The organism is Streptomyces sp. NPDC026206, from assembly GCF_040638465.1.
Classification (GTDB): domain Bacteria; phylum Actinomycetota; class Actinomycetes; order Streptomycetales; family Streptomycetaceae; genus Streptomyces.
Window position 1 is genome coordinate 293,325 of record NZ_JBEZYL010000002.1, and the last position, 18,692, is coordinate 312,016.

Here is an 18,692-nt window from a genome sequence, read left to right on the forward strand (position 1 = left end):
TGAGGACATGAGGCCACCTCTCAGCGGTAACTCGGGGAGATCAAAGCCCGGGACAGGGGCAAGGCAAGGCAAGGCCCACCGGCCACGGCCTATATCCGCACCAGCAGCGCCACCGGCCACGCCGCCCCCAGCAACTCCTCCAGCGCCACCCGCTCCTCCCACACCTCACCCGTCAGCAGCTCCCGCCACGCCCCACCCCCCGGCAGGCCCAGCACCGTTTCCCGCCACCCCCCGGCCGCGGCCAGCCGGCGCGGAAGCCGCGTCGCGGCGGCGACCACCTGCCCCGCCCGCGCGAACGCCACGCAGTGCTCCGCCCCCGGCCCGGCCGCCGTCAGCGGCTCGTACGCTCCCTGCGCCCCGAACCACTGCGGATGCGCCCGTCGCAGGCGCAGCGCGGCACGCGTGAGCTGCGCCTTCCGGCCGGAAAGCTCCTCGAGGGCCTCGTCGTGGGCATCGCCGGGGGCGCTGTCGGGAGCCTCGTCCGCGCATGCGGGCGGGCGCCGGTTGTCCGGATCGACCAGCGCGCGGTACGTGCGCTCGGTGCCCATGTACACATCCGGCACGCCCGGCATCGTCAGGTGCAGCAGCGCCGCGCCGAGGACGTTGGCCCGCACGGTCGGCGCGGCCTCGCGGGCGAGGGCGGTCAGGTCGTCGTGCGCGGGCCCGCACGGGCCGGCGGCGACGAAGGCCTCGACCGCCGCCTCGTACGCGGTGTCCGGCTCCGTCCAGGTCGTCAGCAGTGCGGCCTCACGGACGCTCTTGAGCACCGCCGGGGCGAGCCGCCCCGCGTCGGGCGTGCCGAGGCCGAACGCGCTCTGCCAGGCCACCCACGCCATGTGCGGGTCGGGGGCGGTGGCCTGCGGCCACAGCCGGTCCATCAGGCCGGCCCACCGGCCCGGGTACTCGCTCAGCGCGGCGATCCGCGCCCGGGCGTCCGCGCTGCGCTTGGTGTCGTGGGTGGACAGCACGGTGCCGCCGGCGGGCCAGTCCCGCTGCAGGCGGGCGCAGTAGGCGTGGAACTCGCCCGGCGTGAGCGCCGGCCGGTCCGGGGTGCCGCCGACCTCGGTGGCCGACAGCAGGGGCGCGTAGCGGTAGAACGCGGTGTCCTCGACCGACTTGGCGCGCAGCGCGGAGGCGGTCTGGGCGAACCGCGCGCAGAAGTCCCGCTGGTCCGGCCCGTCCCCGAGCCGTCCGAGGGCCGCGTCCCGTACGAGTTCGACCGCCCGGGCCTCCTCCGGAACGGCGAAGGCGGTACGGGCCCCTTGGGCGGCCTCGTCCAGCAGCGCGGCGTCCGCCGGTGCGGAGGGACGGCCGGGCACGGCGTACGGGCGGTAGACGGGCAGCCGGACGAGGATCTCGCACAGGGCGGTGCGCAGGGTCCAGGGGGCGTGGTCGCGCAGCCGGTGGGAGGTCTCGCACAGCCGCGTGGCGGTGCGCACCAGCCGTTCGACCTCCGCCGCCAGTTCATGGGTGACCACCCGGTAGGCGGCGCGGCGTACGGTCGCCGGCCAGTCGCCGCCCCGGTCGGGTGGTGCGCCGGTGAAGGCGCGGTAGGCGGCCGTCAGTTCGGTGGCGCCCTCCGCGTCGGTGAACAGCCCGTCGAGGTGGCGCAGGGCGTCGTAGCCGGTGGTGCCGGCGACGGGCCAGCCGGCGGGCAGCCGTTCGTCGCCGCTCAGGATCTTCTCCACGACCGTCCAGCGCCCGCCGGTTGCCTCGTGCAGCCGCCGCAGATAGCCGGGCGGGTCCGCGAGGCCGTCCGGATGGTCGATCCGCAGCCCGTCCAGTACCCCTTCGCGCAGCAGCTGGAGGACCTTGGCGTGCGTCGCGGCGAAGACCTCGGGGTCCTCCACCCGCACCGCGATCAGCTCGGAGACGGTGAAGAAGCGCCGGTAGTTCAGCTCGGTGCGGGCCAGCCGCCACCAGGCGGGCCGGTACCACTGGGCGTCCAGCAGTTCGGCCGGCGGCAGCCGCTCGGTGCCGGGCCGCAGCGGGAAGGCGTGGTCGTGATAGCGCAGCACGCCGTCGGACACGGTGAAGCGGGACAGTTCGTCGCCGAGCCGTCCGGCCAGCACCGGCAGCAGGACCTTGCCCCCGTGCTCGGCCCAGTCGATGTCGAACCAGCGGGCGTACGGGGAGGCCGGGCCGTCCCGCAGCACTTGCCACAGCGGCCCGTTGAGCCGCTCGGGCGCGGGTACGGCCATGTGGTTCGGCACGATGTCCAGGACGAGCCCCAGCCCGTGCGCGTGGGCGGTGCGGGCGAGCGCCCGCAGGCCCTCCTCGCCGCCCAGTTCCGCGCGGACGGCCGTGTGGTCGACGACGTCGTAGCCGTGCGTGGAGCCCGGCACGGCCTCCAGGACGGGGGAGAGGTGCAGATGGGACACACCGAGGGCGGCGAGGCGGGGCACGGCCCGCTCGGCCGCCGCGAAGGGGAAGGCGGGCTGGAGCTGGAGCCGGTAGGTGGCGGTCGGCGGGGAGCAGCTGTCGCGCGTCACGGGAACATACGTACCCGCAACTCGCCGCCATGCCGCAGCCCGTTTCCCGTCACTGCCGTTAAGCGGGCCGCTGCAGCACCGCGAGGCTGCGGTCGGTGAGCGTGAGCCGCTCGCCGGCGTGCACCTTGGGGCCGTCGGCCGCCGCGCCGTCGGCGCAGGCGGTGTCGACGACGACCTGCCACTGCCGGCCGTGGTTCATGGGCACGACGAAGTCGAGGGGCCGGTCGTGCGCGTTGAACATCAGCAGGAAGGAGTCGTCGACGACCGGCTCGCCGCGCGGCCCCGGCTCGGAGATCGCGCCGCCGTTGAGGAAGACGGTCAGTGACCGGGCGTGGGCGGCCTGCCAGTCACCGTCCTGCATCTCCTCACCCTCAGGGGTGAACCAGGCGATGTCCGAGAGCCCGTCGTGGGTGCCCTGCACCGGGCTGCCGTGGAAGAAGCGGCGGCGCCGGAAGACGGGGTGGTCGCGGCGCAGCCACACCAGGGAGCGGGTGAAGTGCAGCATGCGGTGCGCCGGCGCGGCGGACTCGTCGTCCGGGCCCGGCCAGTGCACCCAGGAGAGCTCGCCGTCCTGGCAGTAGGCGTTGTTGTTGCCGTGTTGCGTGCGGGCGAACTCGTCGCCGTGGCTGAGCATCGGCACGCCCTGCGAGAGCAGCAGTGTGGCGATGAAGTTGCGCATCTGCCGCTCGCGCAGTTCGAGAACCCCGGGGTCGTCGCTCTCGCCCTCGGTCCCGCAGTTCCACGAGCGGTTGTGGCTCTCGCCGTCCTGGTTGTTCTCGCCGTTGGCCTCGTTGTGCTTGTCGTTGTACGAGACCAGGTCGTGCAGGGTGAAGCCGTCGTGGCAGGTGACGAAGTTGATGGAGGCCAGCGGGCGCCTGCCGTCGTGCTGGTAGAGGTCGGAGGAGCCCGTCAGACGGGAGGCGAACTCCGCGAGGGTGGCGGGCTCGCCGCGCCACAGATCCCGGGAGGTGTCGCGGAATTTTCCATTCCACTCCGTCCACAGGGGCGGGAAATTGCCGACCTGGTAGCCGCCCTCGCCCACGTCCCACGGCTCGGCGATCAGCTTCACCTGGCTGACCACCGGGTCCTGCTGCACCAGGTCGAAGAAGGACGACAGCCGGTCGACCTCGTGGAACTGCCGGGCCAGTGTCGCCGCCAGATCGAAGCGGAAGCCGTCGACCCGCATCTCGGTCACCCAGTAGCGCAGCGAGTCCATGATGAGCTGCAGCACGTGCGGGCTGCGCATCAGCAGCGAATTGCCGGTACCGGTGGTGTCCATGTAATAGCGCGGGTCGTCCGCCAGCCGGTAGTACGAGGCGTTGTCCAGCCCCCGGAACGAGAGCGTCGGCCCCAGGTGGTTGCCCTCGGCCGTGTGGTTGTAGACCACATCCAGGATCACCTCGATGCCCGCCTCGTGCAGGGCCCGCACCGCCGACTTGAACTCCAGGACCTGCTGCCCCCGGTCACCCCACGAGGCGTAGGCGTTGTGCGGGGCGAAGAAGCCGATCGTGTTGTAACCCCAGTAGTTCGCGAGCCCGGCATCCACCAGCCGGTGGTCGTTGACGAACTGATGGACCGGCATGAGCTCGATGGCCGTCACCCCCAGCTCCGTCAAATGCTCGATCACTGCCGGATGCGCCAGCGCCGCGTACGTACCGCGCACCTCCTCCGGCAGCGCCGGATGCAGCATCGTCAGACCCTTGACGTGCGCCTCGTAGATGACGGTGCGGTGGTAGTCCGTGCGCGGCGGCCGGTCGTCGGCCCAGTCGAAGTACGGGTTGACCACCACCGAAGTCATCATGTGCGGCGCGGAGTCCATGTCATTGCGCTTCTCCGGCCGCGCGAAGTGATACCCGTAGACGTCCTCGCCCCAGCCGATCCCACCGCTGACCGCCTTCGCGTACGGGTCGAGCAGCAGCTTGGCCGAATTGCAGCGCAGCCCCCGCTCCGGCTCGTACGGGCCGTGAGCACGGAAGCCGTACCGCTGGCCCGGCATGATCCCGGGCAGGTAGGCATGGCGCACGAACGCGTCGCTCTCGCGCAGCTCCACCGCCGTCTCCGAGCCGTCCTCGTGCAGAAGGCACAACTCGATGCGCTCGGCGGCCTCGGAGAAGACCGCGAAGTTGGTCCCGGCGCCGTCGTACGTGGCACCGAGCGGATACGCCTGTCCCGGCCAGACCTGCATGAGCGCAAGTCTTCCACCCCGGACGGCTCTTTCCGCAGATCTTCCCCAAAACCCCAGCAGGAAGCCGCCACCGGCCCTTCCCGGCTCCTCCAACCGGGTGACCGCCACCCTTCCGGCTATGAATCAGCTCACTCCCGCCGCCGGGCTCCCGGACAACAGGCTCGTCCAACGGCTGAGTTGGCCGGAAGGGGCTGCGGAGGCGCGTGCACCGCCTCCCGCCCGCACAGTACTCTGCCTTGATCGTTGGACGGGGGCGGAAGGCGGTGCACAGGTGAGCTCGGGCGGGCTGGAGCTGCCCCCTGGAGACGGAAGTCCCGGGGGAGACGGCTCGACCGACACGCCACCGGGCGTGATGTCCCTGACCCGCCCGAGGGAGATCGGCGCGGAACTGGACTGGGACGCCGGGGCCTGGGGCGAGGTGCGCACCCGCGCCCGCCGGGCTGGCCGGGCCTACATCTGGCTGAACCTGGTCGAACAGCGGCTGCGGGTCGTCGTGGCCGCCGTGCTGCGCCCGGTCTACGAGCCGGTGCACGGCGAGGAGGAGTGGGTCGTCGCCGCCGCCGGCCCCGCAGGCCAGGAGTGGGCGCAGCGGGCCGTGGCCGTACGCGAGGTCAGCCGCCGCAAGGGCTATCTGCTGGACCCCGCCGACGACAACGTCCTCAGCTTCCTCACCCTGCCGCAGCTGCGCGAGCTGCTCGTCCAGCACTGGCCCTGCTTCGAGCCGTACCTGGACGACCGGCGCGAACTCGAACTCGTGCTGGACGAGCTGGAGGTGGCCCGCAACGTCGTCTCCCGCAACCGCGCGCTCTCCCGGACCGTCCTGGCCCAGGCAGAACGGGCCTCGGCCCGCCTGCTGGACATCCTCGGCGGCGGCAGCGGCACCGGTGCCCCCTCCGCCGACCGGCTGCCCATCGACGCCGTCGAGGACCTCGTGGGCGACCGCTACGCCGACGTCGTCGGCGTCCACCCCGACCGGGTCCGCCTGCAGCGCCAGCTGCCCGTGGAGGACCTCTTCGGCAGCGCCCGCCGCCTGGACGCGGTCGGCATAGGCCTGAACCTTCTCGTACAGAACTACTCCGGGCGGCGCATGGTCCGCCTGGCCGAGTCCGGCTGCCGCGCCCGCCTGCTCTTCCTCAACCCGGCCAGCAGTGCGGTGCGCCGCCGCGAGCGGGAACTGGGGCTCAAGAAGGGCGAGATGAGCCGGTCGGTGGAGATGAACATCATGCACATGCGGCGGGTGCGGGACCGGCTGCGCGACACCGCCGCCTTCGAGATCCGCGTCTTCGACGAGACGCCGCGCTTCACCGCCTACCTCGTCAACGGCGACGGCTCCGACGGGCTGGCCGTGGTGCAGTCGTACCTGCGCAAGGCGCGCGGCATGGAGTCGCCGGTGCTGGTGCTGCGCGGCGGCAGCCGGGACGTGCTGCGCGAGGGCCGGCCCTGCGACGACACCGGCGGGCTCTTCGAGACCTACCGCGAGGAGTTCGAGGGCATGTGGAGCGACTCACGGCCCGTCTCGTGACCCTCTCCTGACGGCCCCTCGGGGCCGGGGCCGGCCGGTTGTCAGTGGTGCGTGGCACGCTGGGGAACCAGACGGGGGAAGCACCACCGAAGGGGGAACCGCCATGGCGTGGCACGAGGAGCTGCTGATCGGCTTCGACCTGGAGACGACGGGCACGGATCCGGCGCGGGCGCGGATCGTCACGGCGGCCGTCCTCGAGACCAAGGGCGGCGACCTCGTGCGCGGCCGGCACTGGCTCGCCGATCCCGGAATACCCATCCCCGCCGAGGCCGCCGCCATCCACGGGATCACCAGCGAGCGCGCGGCGCGGCAGGGCCGGCCCGCCCGCGACGTGGTGGAGGAGATCGCCGACGCGCTGGCCGGACACTGGTCGCTGGGCGTGCCCGTCGTCGCCTACAACGCCTCCTTCGACCTCAGCATGCTCCAGGCGGAGCTGCGCCGCCACGGGCTGCGCCCGCTCGGCGAGCGACTGGGCGGCGTGCCCGGCGGGGCCGCCCCGGTGGGCCCGGTCGTCGACCCCTACACCATCGACCGGGCCGTCGACCGCTACCGCAAGGGCAGGCGCACGCTGGAGGCGGTCTGCCAGGAGTACGGCGTGGTGCTGGACGGGGCGCACGAGGCGGGCGCGGACGCCCTCGCGGCGGTGCGCGTGGCCCGGGCGATAGCCGGCCGCCACCCCCGCATAGCGGAGGCGCAGCTGTGGGAGCTCCACCGCGACCAGGTGCGCTGGTACGAGGAATGGGCCGCGGGCTACGAGAAGTGGCTGCGCCGCCAGGGTGATCCGCGAGCGGTGGTCGAGACTGCGTGGCCGCTGCGCTGACGCGGCTGCAGGCGCCTGCGGCATGGCCGGCGGGGTCGTCGGGCGACGCGCGCCGTCGGTGCGGTGTGCAGGCCCGCCGAGTCGGCCGGGTGCTCCTGGCGGGGCGTCAGGCACCTGTGTGCTCGGCACGGTACGGACGCGGGGCCTCTCGGTGGCCGGGGGCGAACCGCTGGTGGACCCCCGCGTACTCGGCGCCCGGCGGCGCGGTGCCGGGCGACTCGGGGTGACCTCCGGCGGGGCGTCAAATGAGCCGCACTTTGGCGCCGTGTTGACCCGGGGCCCTGGGCGACCGGGGTGCACCCTTGGCCGGGGCGTTCAGGCCACGGTGTGCGCGCGGGCCGGGTGTTCCGTGTGGACGCCACGTCCGTGGTGCGCGCGGGCCGGGTGTTCCGTGTGGACGCGCGATCGACGGCCCCGTGGAGAGCCGGGCGGGGCGGCCGGCCTTGCGCAGCGGTTGCGGCCGGCCGGCTCAGAAGGGGTACCACCGCACCGCCGGGTCGCCGTCCCGTAGGGACGCCACCCGGCGGGTGAACTCCGCGCGGGCGGCGGGGTTGCCCGGCGCGTGCTGGGCCACCCAGGCGCAGCTCGCCGTCTCGCGGGCGCCGCGCAGCACCGCGCAGCCGTCCCACTCGCGCACGTCCCAGCCGTAGGTGTGCACGAAGGCGTGGTAGCCGTCCGGGTCCAGCCCGTACCGGTCCCGGCTGAGGGCCATCACCACCAGGTCGTGCTCGCGCAGGTCGGCGGCGAAGGTCTCCAGGTCGACCAGGACCGGCCCGTCCGGCCCGATGTGCACGTTGCGGGGGAGGGCGTCACCGTGGACCGGCCCCGGCGTCAGATGCGGCGTCAGGGCTGCGGCCGCCGCGGCGAAGCCGTCGCGGCGCTCCCGCAGATAGTCGGCGTCGGCCGGATCGATGGCGTCGCCGGCCAGCCGCAGCCACCGCTCGACACCCCCGAGCAGCTCGCGCCGGGGCAGCCCGAAGCCGGGTGTCCGGAGCTCGTGGATCTGCCGCAGCAGCCCGGCCAGGTCGGCGGGGCCCGCCGGGCGTACGGCCTCGGGGAGCCGGTGCCAGAGCGTCACCGGGTGGCCGTCGGCGTCCAGCACCTCGGTCTCCGCCGCCCGCACGGCGGGGATGCCGCTCTCCGCGAGCCAGGTGGCGATGCGTAGTTCACGGTCGGCGCGGTCGCGCAGCGAGGCGTCCCGGCCCACCTTGGCGACGAGGCCGCCGGCGGCGAAGACCGCGTTCTCGCCGAGGGCGAGCAACTGCGCGTCCGCCGCCGGCACCGGTGCCCCCGCCGCGGCGAGGAGCTCGCGTGCCCGCCGTTCCGTGAATGCCGCGTCCACCACGTCGTACCTTCCCTACCTTCAGGGCCGTCGTTCCCGCTGCCCGCGGCCCGCTGTTTCCCGGGCCGGTCACGGCAAGTGTCCCCTTCGGCGGGGAGGAGGCCGGCAGGGGGTCTGCCAGTGGCGCGCCAAAGACATGGAACGACACGCCTCGCCCCGCCTCAAAGCGACGGCGACGGCGCTGTGGGAGGGCCGTGCCGGCCCGCGCCGGCGACCCCGCCTGGCCGGGCGCTCGGCGGCGCTGCGGGCCGGGTCCCGGCGGAGGCAGCACTCCCCATGCGGCCGAGCCTGCCGAGTCGGAGGTTCGGTCTGCCCGGTGACCCCTGGTACGGTCCCGTGCCAACGGCCGCCGCGCCCAACCCCCACGGGGCGCGGCGGCCGGTCGCGCTCCACGGGGCCGTGCGACGGCGCCCCTGCCCGTGCACGCGCCGCCGCACGGCCTTCGCGGCGCCCTACTGGTTGTACCGCTCGACCTTCAGCACCCAGTTCTGCAGACCGGCCGTGCCGATGTTGTCGCTGGGGCTCACGCGGACCTGCGCGCTCACGTCCTTCTGGTTGAACTGCGGGGCGAACCTGATGACTCGCAGCGTGGTGTGGGACGACCACTCCGCCGAGGACGCCGCCGAGGAGAAGCGGTGGTTGTCACTGACCGGGTTCGGGCTCTCCCCGCCGAACAGGACGTCCAGCCACAGGACGCTGTTGGCGTCCGCGGAGCCGACCAGCGTCTCCGCGCTGAACGTCACCACGAAGATGGCGCCGTAGGAGGGCGAGTCCGGGCCGCCGACCTGAAGGTTGATCTTCGCGCCGGGCAGGTCCTGCCAGCCGGGGCTCTTGGTCTCCCAGCGATCGGCGTCCCATGCCCAGTACGTGCGGTCCGCCGAGCGCTGGACCCACTCCGATGCAACAGTCAACACTGTTCCCCTTTCCGTCATGCCGGTCATGGGCTGTGTTACTGCTCATAGCCAAGCAAAACGGCAGCACTGGATGGGGTGGAATCCGGGTATTGCCCTACCAAACGCCTTTATCCCGCCGAAAGCGAGACGGGCACCGACGTATCAGACGCCTCGTCGTACCGCCGCATCAGCAACGCGACCACCTCGGGCGCCGCTCCGAGCACCTCCGCCAGCACGTCCGCCCCCGCCGCCCGGGCGCCCTGCGCGATGCGGTCCGGCAGCCGTCCCGGAGCGAGGGCGTACGGCGCCACCGCCACCCGGCGTATGCCCTCCGCGCGCAGTGCGCGCACGACGTCGTCGGTGCGCGGTGGGGAAGCGGAGGCGAACGCGGGCCGCACGGCGCACCAGCCGGTGTGCCGCCACTCCCGCGCGATTTCTGCGATCACCGCGTTCGCCTCCGGGTCGGAAGAGCCCGCCGAGGCCAGGACGACCCCGGTCGAGCCCCGGTCGCCGGGGCGCACCCCGGCCTCGTACAGCCGCCGTTCCAGCGCGGCCGTCAGCAGCGCGGAAGGGCCCAGTACCCCCGCCTGGCGCACCCTCAGGCCGGGCAGCGCGGCCATGGCCCGGGCCAGGACGGCGGGAATGTCGGACTTGGCGTGGAAGGCGCGGGTCAGCAACAGCGGGACCGCCACCACCTCCCGTACGCCCTCCGCCGCCAGGCGGGCCAGCACCTGCTCCACGCCCGGCGCGCAGAAGTCCAGGAAGCCCGCCTCGACGCGCAGCCCGGGCCGCCGGGCCGCGACCCGCGCGCGCAGGGCGGCGACCGTCGCCGCGTGCCGCGGGTCGCGGCTGCCGTGGGCGATGATCAGCAGGACCACGGCCCGCCCCTACCGCGTCGCCAGGCCGCGCGTGCGCAGCACACGGCGTTCCAGCGGGCTGAAGACGATCAGGTCGATGGCGATGCCGACGAACAGGATGAGGAGGATGCCCAGCAGCACCCCCGGCATGTCGGAGTCGGTGCGCGCGTTCTCCAGGTACTGCCCCAGCCCCAGGCCCAGGTCCGGGGAGGAGGCGATGAGTTCCGCCGCCATCAGCGACCGCCACGAGAACGCCCAGCCCTGCTTGAGCCCGGCGAGGTACCCCGGCAGGGCGGCCGGCAGCAGGACGTGCCGCGCCCCGCGCACCCCGGTCGCCCCCATCGTGCGCCCCGCCCGCAGATACAGCGGCGGCACCTGGTCGATGCCGGAGACCAGGCCGTTGGCGATGGACGGCACCGCGCCCAGCAGGATCACGGCGTACATCGCCGAGTCCGTGATGCCCAGCCAGATCACGGCCGCCGGCACCCAGGCCACCGACGGCAGCGACTGCAGCCCCGACAGGATCGGCCCCAGGGCCGCCCGTACGACCGGCACCCGGGCCACCAGCAGCCCGAGCGGGGTGCCGAGCGCGAGGGCGGCGAAAAAGCCGAGCAGGCCACGCGAGACGCTGGTCCAGACGATGGACAGCAGCGTGCCGTTCAGCCACAGCTCACGCAGGCCGTGCCAGACCGCGGACGGGTCGGGCAGCTTGTAGTCGTCGGTGACCCGCGCCAGTACCAGGAGCTTCCACACGGCCAGTACCAGCACGACGGCCACGACGGGCGGCAGCACCTTGTGCAGCAGCACCTGCCGCAGCGGCGTGTGCCCGACCTGGACCGCGTCCAGCGCGTCGAGCCCGGCCTCCAGGCCCGCGAGGTCGCCTTCGGCGGCCTTGGTGGTATCAGTGCCGGCCATGGCGGCGGATCTCCCCACGCAGTTCTTCGGTTATCTCCACCGACAGATCGGCCACCGCCGCGTCCTCGATGCGGCGCGGCTGCGGAATGCCGACCTCCCACTCGCGTACGACCCGGCCCGGCCGGGACGACAGCAGCACCACCCGCTCCCCGAGCCGCACCGCCTCGCGGACGTTGTGCGTGACGAACAGCACCGACAGCCGCGTCTCCGCCCAGATCCGGGTCAGCTCGTGGTGCAGCACGTCCCGGGTGATGGCGTCCAGCGCCGCGAACGGCTCGTCCATCAGCAGCACCCGGCTGTCCTGCGCCAGCGCCCGCGCCAGCGCGACCCGCTGCCGCATGCCGCCCGACAGCTCGTGCACGCGCTTGCCGTACGAGCCGCCCAGCCGTACGAGCTCCAGCAGCCGCTCCGCCTCCGCCCGCCGTCCGGCCCGCGGCACCCCGCGCAGCCGCAGCGCCAGTTCAATGTTGCGGCCCGCCGTCAGCCACGGGAACAGCGCGTGCTCCTGGAACATCAGTGCCGGCCGGCCGCCGGGCACCTCGATGGTTCCGGCGGACGGCCGGTCCAGCCCGGCGACCAGGTTGAGCAGCGTGGACTTGCCGCAGCCGGAGGCGCCCAGCAGGCAGACGAATTCCCCGGGACGGACATCGAGCGTGATGTCGTCGAGCACCGGCCGGTCCGTGCCCGGACGGCCGTAGCTCTTGTGGACGTGGTCGATCCGGACGGCCGCCGGTATGTCGTCGTCGACGGCCGTGCCGGAGGTCGCGGTGGTCAGCGCCGGGATCATCCGGTCACCTCCTGGAATGCGGACGGGCATGCGCGCCCCTACTGCCGTGTACACGGTCACTGCCTGCCGAGCTTCGCGGCGTCGACCGCCGGCTTGCCCTCGGCCCTGAGCACCTTGTTGAGCAGGGCCAGGTCGTAGATGCCGGACAGGTCCGGCTGTTCCAGCAGCCCGGCCCTGACGGCGTGGTCCGCCTCGGCCCGCAGCGTCGTGGCCAGCGGATCGTCCGTCGTCGCGAGGGACTGCCACGCGGGGTCGAGCACGTTCGCCGGCAGTTCCTTGCCGGAGAGCTTCTTCAGCGCCGCGTTGGCCGACGCCTTCGCCTTCTCAGGGTTCGCCGCGATCCAGGCGTTGGTCCGCACCGAGCCGCGCAGCACGGCCTCGACCACGTCGGGGTGCTCGTCGAGGAACTTCTGCGACACGATCACATTGGTGATCACGAACTTCCTGTCCGGCCACAGCGTGCTCTCGTCCAGCAGCACCTTGCCGCCCTCCGAGACCAGCTTGGAGGCCGTCGGCTCGGGCACCCAGGCGCCGTCGACGGAACCGGCCCTGAAGGCATCGGGTGTCACCTTGTTGTCCGTGCGGACGACGGAGACGTCGCCCTTGCCGCTCTGCGGGTCCACCTTCCAGCCCTTGCCGGCGATCCAGTTCAGGAAGGCGACGTCCTGCGTATTGCCCTTCTGGGGCGTGGCGATGCGCTTGCCCTTGACGTCGTCCAGTGAAGTGATCTTCTTCGGGTCGACGACCAGCTTCACCCCGCCGGACGCGGAGCCGGAGATGATCCGCAGGCTCTTGCCCTTGGACTTCACATAGCCGTTGACCGCGGGCGAGGGGCCGATCCAGCCGATGTCGACGGAGTTCGCGTTCAGCGCCTCGATCTCCGACGGCCCGGCGTTGAAGGTGGTCGACCTGACCTTGGTGCCGCCCAGCTCCCTCTGCAGGATCCCCTCCTGCTCACCGACCAGGGGCGTGGCGTGCGTGATGTTGGGGAAGTAGCCGATCCGCACGGTGCCGGCCGAGAGCTTCCTGCCCTCCGCCGCGGCGTTCGCGCTGTCGTTCTTCTTCTGCGACCCGTACCCGCAGGCCCCGAGGGCACCTGCCAGCAGCGGAAGAGCGGCCGCGGCCGCGAGGACGCGGCGGCGGGCGGGATGAGCGGCGGCAGACATGAGGGGGTTCCTCTCTGCGGGCCGGGTGCGTACGGCGAAGGCACGCCCGGCGGGTCACAAGGGACTGGGGGGACGGGGAAGCGGCGGAGGTACGGACGTCAGCACGCACATCGCCCGACGCCGCCCTGGCCGCTGCCGAGGGCGCCGCTGCCGATGCGGCCGCCCTCCTTGTCGAAGGTCGAGAACACGTCCCGGATCAGGTCGGCCACGGTCAGAAGTCCCAGCCCTCGTCGTCGGCCACCGGCTCCGCGACGCCCGCAGCGAAGGCCGCGCCCGCCATTCCCGCCGTCAGCGTCGTCCCGTCGGCGGGATCGATGAGCAGGAACGAGCCGGTGCGCCGGGAGTCGGCGTACGCGTCGAGCGCCAGCGGCTCGGCGGTGCGCAGCACCACGCGCCCGATGTCGTTGGCGGCCAGCTCGCCCGGGTAGGGGTGCTGCGACAGGTCGTCCAGGGTCAGCCGGGACGGCAGCGCCTTGACGAGGGCCTTGACCGTGCGGGTGGTGTGCTTGAGCAGCACCCGGTCGCCGACGCGCAGTGGCCGGTCCGCCACGTGGCAGACGGTCGCCTCGACGTCCCGGGTCGTGCCCGGCGCGCCCGCGGTGGGGGCGATGAGGTCGCCGCGCGAGACGTCCACGTCGTCGGTGAGGCGGACGGTCACCGACTGCGGCGCCCAGGCCACGTCCACCGGTTCGCCCAGCGCGTCGATGCCCGCGACCGTGCTCGTCCGCCCCGACGGCAGGACCGTCACGCTCTCGCCGACGCGCAGCACGCCGGAGGCCAGCTGGCCCGCGTAGCCGCGGTAGTCGGGGTGGGCGGCGGTCCGCGGGCGGATGACGTACTGGACGGGGAAGCGGGCCGGGTCGCCGGTGGGATCGGCGACCACGGGGACGTTCTCCAGGTGCTCCAGCACGGTCGGGCCGCCGTACCAGTTCATGTGCGCGGACGGCGTCACCACGTTGTCGCCCGCGAGCGCGGAGACCGGAATCGCGGTGACCTCCGGCACTCCGAGCGAGGCGGCGTACGCGGCGAACTCCTCGGCGATCGGGGCGAAGACCTCCTCCGCGTAGCCGGCCAGGTCCATCTTGTTGACGGCCAGCACCACGTGCGGGACCCGCAGCAGCGCGGCGACGGCGGCGTGCCGCCGGGTCTGCTCCACGACGCCGTTGCGTGCGTCGACCAGCACCACGGCCAGCTCGGCGGTGGAGGCGCCGGTGACCATGTTGCGGGTGTACTGCACATGGCCGGGCGTGTCGGCCAGGATGAACCGCCTGCGGGGGGTGGCGAAGTAGCGGTAGGCGACGTCGATGGTGATGCCCTGCTCGCGCTCCGCGCGCAGCCCGTCGGTCAGCAGGGCGAGGTCGGGTGCCTCGTGGCCGCGGCTGCGCGAGGCGTGCTCGACCGCCTCCAGCTGGTCGGCCAGGACGGACTTGGAGTCGTGCAGCAGCCGGCCCACCAGCGTGGACTTCCCGTCGTCGACGGAGCCGGCGGTCGCGAAACGCAGCAGCGAGGTCGCGGACGTATCAGGGATGGCGCTGGTCATGGCTAGAAGTACCCCTCGCGCTTGCGGTCTTCCATAGCGGCTTCTGACACCTTGTCGTCGGCCCTCGTCGCACCCCGCTCGGTGAGCCGGGACGCGGCGATCTCGGCGATGACGGCCTCGATGCTCACCGCGCCGGAGTCGACGGCACCGGTGCAGGACATGTCACCGACCGTGCGGTAGCGCACCAGCCGTCTCTCCACCCGCTCCCCGTCCCGCGGGCCGCCCCAGTCGCCGGGTGCGAGCCACATGCCGCCCCGGGTGAAGACCTCGCGTTCGTGCGCGTAGTAGATCGAGGGCAGTTCGATCTTCTCGCGGGCGATGTACTGCCACACGTCCAGTTCGGTCCAGTTCGACAGCGGGAAGACGCGGACGTGCTCGCCGGGGGAGTGGCGGCCGTTGTAGAGCTGCCACAGCTCGGGGCGCTGGCGGCGCGGGTCCCAGCCGCCGAACTCGTCGCGCAGGGAGAACACCCGCTCCTTGGCCCGGGCCTTCTCCTCGTCGCGCCGCCCGCCGCCGAAGACCGCGTCGAAGCGGTGGCGTTCGATGGCGTCGAGCAGCGGCACGGTCTGCAGCGGGTTGCGGGTGCCGTCGGGACGCTCGCGCAGCTCGCCCCGGTCGATGAAGTCCTGGACGGAGGCGATGTGCAGGCGCAGGCCGTGCTCGGCGGCCGTCCGGTCGCGGTAGGAGATGACCTCGGGGAAGTTGTGACCGGTGTCCACGTGCAGCAGCGCGAAGGGCACGGCCGCGGGGGCGAACGCCTTCAGCGCCAGGTGCAGCATGACGATGGAGTCCTTGCCGCCGGAGAAGAGGATCACCGGCCGCTCGAACTCGCCCGCCACCTCGCGGAAGATGTGCACCGCCTCCGACTCCAGCGCGTCGAGGTGGGACAGCACGTACGGGCTCTCGCTCACGGTCGCACCAGCCCCTTCTCACTCAGCAGCGCGTACAGCGCCGCCGCCGACTCCTCGACGCTCTGCTCGTGCGCCGCGATCCGCAGGTCGGGGCCGGCCGGGACCTCGTACGGGTCGTCCACGCCCGTCAGCCCCGATATCTCCCCCGCCGCCTGCCGGGCGTACAGGCCCTTCACATCGCGTACGGAGCACACGTCCACCGGAGTGGCCACATGCACCTCCACATAACCGGTGCCCCGTGCCTGGTGCCGCTTGCGCACCGCCTCACGGGAGTCCGCGTACGGCGCGATCACCGGGACCAGCACCGTCACGCCGTGCGAGGCCAGCAACTCGGCCACGAAGCCGATGCGCTGCACATTGGTGTGCCGGTCCTCGCGGGAGAACCCGAGCCCCGCGGAGAGGAACTCCCGGATCTCGTCCCCGTCCAGCACCTCGACCCGGTGTCCCTCGCCGTGCAGCCGCCGCGCGAGCGCGCGGGCGATCGTCGTCTTGCCCGCGCTCGGCAGGCCGGTGAGCCACACGGTGGCGCCCACGCTCATGTCCGTCTCCCAGGTCATCCGTGCAGTCCGCACTCGGTCTTGCCGCTGCCCGCCCAGCGGCCGGCGCGCGGGTCCTCGCCGTCGAGAACCTGGCGTGTACATGGAGCGCATCCGATGGAGGCGTAGCCTTCCGTCAGCAGCGGGTTGGTGAGCACACCGTGCTCGGCGACGTAGGCGTCCACGTCCTGTTGCGTCCAGCGGGCGATCGGCGAGACCTTCACCTTGCGCCGCCCGGCGTCCCAGCCCACGACCGGGGTGCCGGCCCGGGTCGGGGACTCGTCGCGGCGCAGGCCCGTCGCCCAGGCGTCGTATGAGGCGAGCCCCTCCTCCAGCGGCCGCACCTTGCGCAGCGCGCAGCACAGGTCCGGGTCCCGCTCGTGCAGCCTCGGCCCGTGCTCGGCGTCCTGCTCGGCGACGCTGCGGCGCGGGGTGAGCGTGATGACGCGGACGTCCATCACGGCCTCGACGGCGTCGCGGGTGCCGATGGTCTCGGGGAAGTGGTAGCCGGTGTCCAGGAAGACCACGTCAACGCCGGGCCGTACGCGGGAGGCGAGGTGGGCGACCACCGCGTCCTCCATGGAGGAGGTGACGCAGAAGCGCTCACCGAAGGTGCCGGCCGCCCAGCGCAGGATCTCCAGCGCCGGGGCGTCCTCCAGTTCGCGGCCCGCCCGTTCGGCGAGCTGCTCAAGTCCGGTCATCGGCTCCGCCCTTGGTCAGGCCGCGGGCGAGGAGCCCGAGGAACGACAGTGTGAAGGCCCGGTTGCAGGCACCGCACTCCCAGGCGCCGTGGCCCGCCTCGCCGGGGCGCAGGTCCTCGTCGCCGCAGTACGGGCAGTGGAAGGGCGCGGCACGCTCACTCATGCCCGCTCCTCCTTGTTCGCTTCTCCGCCCGCGCGGCGCGGAGGTGCGGCCATCGTCGTCGTCCGCGGCCCGGCGGCCGCGCGTGCGTCGCTCATGACAAGTCCTCCTCGCTCGCCCGGGACGCCCACTGCGCGAACCGTTCGCCGTCCGCGCGCTCCCGCTGGAAGCGCCGCAGCACCCGTTCCACGTAGTCCGGCAGCTCCGCCGATGTCACCTTCAGCCCCCGCACCTTGCGGCCGAAGCCCGCCTGGAGGCCCAGCGCGCCGCCCAGGTGCACCTGGAAGCCCTCGACCTGGTTGCCCTCGTCGTCGACGACCAGCTGGCCCTTGAGGCCGATGTCCGCGACCTGGATGCGGGCGCAGGCGTTCGGGCAGCCGTTGACGTTGATGGTGAGGGGCTCGTCGAAGTCCGGGAGACGGCGCTCCAGTTCGTCGATGAGAGAGGCGCCGCGCGCCTTGGTCTCCACGATCGCGAGCTTGCAGAACTCGATGCCCGTGCAAGCCATCGTGCCGCGCCGGAAGGGCGAGGGGGTGACCCGCAGGTCCAGTGCCTCCAGGCCCGCCACCAGCGACTCGACCTGCTCCGGCGGCACATCCAGCACGATCATCTTCTGCTCGGCGGTGGTTCGCAGCCGGCCGGAGCCGTGCTCCTCGGCCAGTGCCGCGATCTTGGTGAGGCCGGCGCCGTCGACGCGGCCGACGCGCGGGGCGAAGCCGACGTAGAAGCGGCCGTCCTTCTGCCGGTGCACGCCGACGTGGTCGCGCCAGCGCTCCACGGGCTGCTCGGGGGCCGGGCCGTCGGCGAGCCGGCGCCCCAGGTACTCGTCCTCCAGCACCTGCCGGAACCGCTGCGCGCCCCAGTCGGCGAGGAGGAACTTCAGCCGGGCGCGGTTGCGCAGCCGGCGGTAGCCGTAGTCGCGGAAGATGCCGATGACCCCGCCGTAGACGTCGGCGACGTCCTCCAGCGGCACCCAGGCGCCCAGCCGTACCCCGATCCTGGGGTTGGTGGACAGGCCGCCGCCCACCCACAGGTCGAAGCCCGGGCCGTGCTCGGGGTGGTGGACGCCGACGAATGCCACGTCGTTGATCTCGTGCACCACGTCCAGCAGCGGGGAGCCGGACACCGCCGACTTGAACTTCCGGGGCAGGTTGGAGAATTCCGGGTTGCCGATGAAGCGGCGGTGGATCTCCTCGATGGCCGGGGTGCCGTCGATGATCTCGTCCTCGGCGATCCCCGCGACCGGCGAGCCGAGGATCACCCGGGGCGTATCGCCGCAGGCCTCGGTGGTGGACAGGCCGACGGCCTCCAGCCGCCGCCATATCTCCGGCACGTCCTCGATCCGGATCCAGTGGTACTGGATGTTCTGCCGGTCGGTGAGGTCGGCGGTGCCGCGCGCGAACTCCTGGGAGACCTCGCCGATGACGCGCAGCTGCCCGGTGGTCAGCCGGCCGCCGTCGACGCGCACCCGCAGCATGAAGTACTCGTCGTCCAGCTCCTCCGGCGCCAGGATCGCGGTCTTGCCGCCGTCGATGCCGGGCTTGCGCTGGGTGTAGAGCCCCCACCAGCGCATACGGCCGCGCAGATCGCTGGGGTCGATCGAGTCGAAGCCCGCCTTGGAGTAGATCGTCTCAATGCGTGTCCGTACGTTGAGACCGTCGTCGTCCTTCTTGAACTGCTCGTTGGCGTTGAGGGGGGTGAAGTGGCCGACGGCCCACTGGCCCTCGCCGCGGTGGCGGCCGGTTTTGCGCCGTGGTGGCGCGGCAGGGGAGTGAGAAGCGGGGTCAGCCATGGCGAAATGTCCTTAAAAGTCCGCATGCGTGCGTGGGAAGGGCATGGGAAACGGTGCAGGAGACGCCTCGTCG

16 protein-coding genes are annotated in these 18,692 nt (G+C 72.8%); 2 read left to right on the forward strand and 14 right to left on the reverse strand.

The window, feature by feature from the left end; all coding sequences use genetic code 11:
* Positions 1-89: 89 nt before the first annotated feature.
* Entirely contained in the window at positions 90-2,492 is a 2,403-nt protein-coding gene (gene treY / locus AB0F13_RS04785; RefSeq protein ID WP_362075190.1) for a malto-oligosyltrehalose synthase, read from the reverse strand.
* 58 nt (positions 2,493-2,550) lie between these two features.
* On the reverse strand, positions 2,551-4,677 hold the full coding sequence (gene glgX / locus AB0F13_RS04790; protein WP_362075193.1) for a glycogen debranching protein GlgX: 2,127 nt from the start codon (positions 4,675-4,677) through the stop codon (positions 2,551-2,553).
* Positions 4,678-4,948: 271 nt separating this feature from the next.
* Here glgX and AB0F13_RS04795 point away from each other — a divergent pair, with 271 nt between their 5' ends.
* Positions 4,949-6,199, forward strand: a complete 1,251-nt coding sequence (locus AB0F13_RS04795; RefSeq protein WP_362075196.1) for an SAV2148 family HEPN domain-containing protein — start codon at positions 4,949-4,951, stop codon at positions 6,197-6,199.
* 103 nt (positions 6,200-6,302) lie between these two features.
* Positions 6,303-7,019, forward strand: coding sequence for a 3'-5' exonuclease (locus tag AB0F13_RS04800; protein ID WP_362075199.1), 717 nt, complete (start codon positions 6,303-6,305; stop codon positions 7,017-7,019).
* Between the two features lie 469 nt (positions 7,020-7,488).
* Here the strand turns inward: AB0F13_RS04800 and AB0F13_RS04805 are convergent, their stop codons facing one another.
* The 12 genes from AB0F13_RS04805 to AB0F13_RS04860 all read right to left on the reverse strand — a co-directional run bounded on the left by AB0F13_RS04805 (position 7,489) and on the right by AB0F13_RS04860 (position 18,619).
* Positions 7,489-8,361 (reverse strand): aminoglycoside phosphotransferase family protein, encoded by an 873-nt coding sequence (locus AB0F13_RS04805; RefSeq protein ID WP_362076023.1) that lies wholly within the window; start codon positions 8,359-8,361, stop codon positions 7,489-7,491.
* 452 nt (positions 8,362-8,813) lie between these two features.
* Positions 8,814-9,272 (reverse strand): hypothetical protein, encoded by a 459-nt coding sequence (locus AB0F13_RS04810; RefSeq protein ID WP_362075202.1) that lies wholly within the window; start codon positions 9,270-9,272, stop codon positions 8,814-8,816.
* A 110-nt stretch (positions 9,273-9,382) separates the two neighbouring features.
* A complete protein-coding gene (locus tag AB0F13_RS04815; protein ID WP_362075205.1) occupies positions 9,383-10,132 on the reverse strand; it encodes a sirohydrochlorin chelatase in 750 nt (249 codons plus the stop codon).
* A 9-nt stretch (positions 10,133-10,141) separates the two neighbouring features.
* Positions 10,142-11,026, reverse strand: coding sequence for an ABC transporter permease (locus AB0F13_RS04820; protein ID WP_362075208.1), 885 nt, complete (start codon positions 11,024-11,026; stop codon positions 10,142-10,144).
* Positions 11,013-11,813 carry an ABC transporter ATP-binding protein gene (locus AB0F13_RS04825; protein WP_362075211.1) on the reverse strand — a complete coding sequence of 267 codons (801 nt, stop codon included), beginning with the start codon at positions 11,811-11,813 and terminating at the stop codon, positions 11,013-11,015. Before AB0F13_RS04825 ends, AB0F13_RS04820 begins: the two co-directional genes overlap by 14 nt.
* A 56-nt stretch (positions 11,814-11,869) precedes the next feature.
* A complete protein-coding gene (locus AB0F13_RS04830) occupies positions 11,870-12,979 on the reverse strand; it encodes an aliphatic sulfonate ABC transporter substrate-binding protein (protein ID WP_362075214.1) in 1,110 nt (369 codons plus the stop codon).
* A 211-nt stretch (positions 12,980-13,190) separates the two neighbouring features.
* Positions 13,191-14,519, reverse strand: a complete 1,329-nt coding sequence (locus tag AB0F13_RS04835; protein ID WP_362075217.1) for a GTP-binding protein — start codon at positions 14,517-14,519, stop codon at positions 13,191-13,193.
* 2 nt (positions 14,520-14,521) lie between these two features.
* Positions 14,522-15,430 (reverse strand): sulfate adenylyltransferase subunit CysD, encoded by a 909-nt coding sequence (cysD, locus tag AB0F13_RS04840; RefSeq protein ID WP_362075220.1) that lies wholly within the window; start codon positions 15,428-15,430, stop codon positions 14,522-14,524.
* Positions 15,427-15,969: an adenylyl-sulfate kinase gene (cysC, locus tag AB0F13_RS04845; RefSeq protein WP_362076026.1), complete on the reverse strand. Its 543-nt coding sequence runs from the start codon at positions 15,967-15,969 to the stop codon at positions 15,427-15,429. The genes cysD and cysC overlap by 4 nt, the downstream gene beginning before the upstream one ends.
* Positions 15,970-15,983: 14 nt before the next feature.
* The gene (locus AB0F13_RS04850) at positions 15,984-16,667 is read right to left on the reverse strand and encodes a phosphoadenylyl-sulfate reductase (protein WP_362075223.1); all 684 of its coding nucleotides are present in this window, start codon (positions 16,665-16,667) and stop codon (positions 15,984-15,986) included.
* Complete coding sequence (locus tag AB0F13_RS04855) at positions 16,654-16,830, reverse strand: hypothetical protein (RefSeq protein WP_362075226.1); 177 nt, start codon at positions 16,828-16,830, stop codon at positions 16,654-16,656. The genes AB0F13_RS04850 and AB0F13_RS04855 overlap by 14 nt, the downstream gene beginning before the upstream one ends.
* Before the next feature lie 91 nt (positions 16,831-16,921).
* On the reverse strand, positions 16,922-18,619 hold the full coding sequence (locus tag AB0F13_RS04860; RefSeq protein WP_362075229.1) for a nitrite/sulfite reductase: 1,698 nt from the start codon (positions 18,617-18,619) through the stop codon (positions 16,922-16,924).
* Positions 18,620-18,692: the final 73 nt, after the last annotated feature.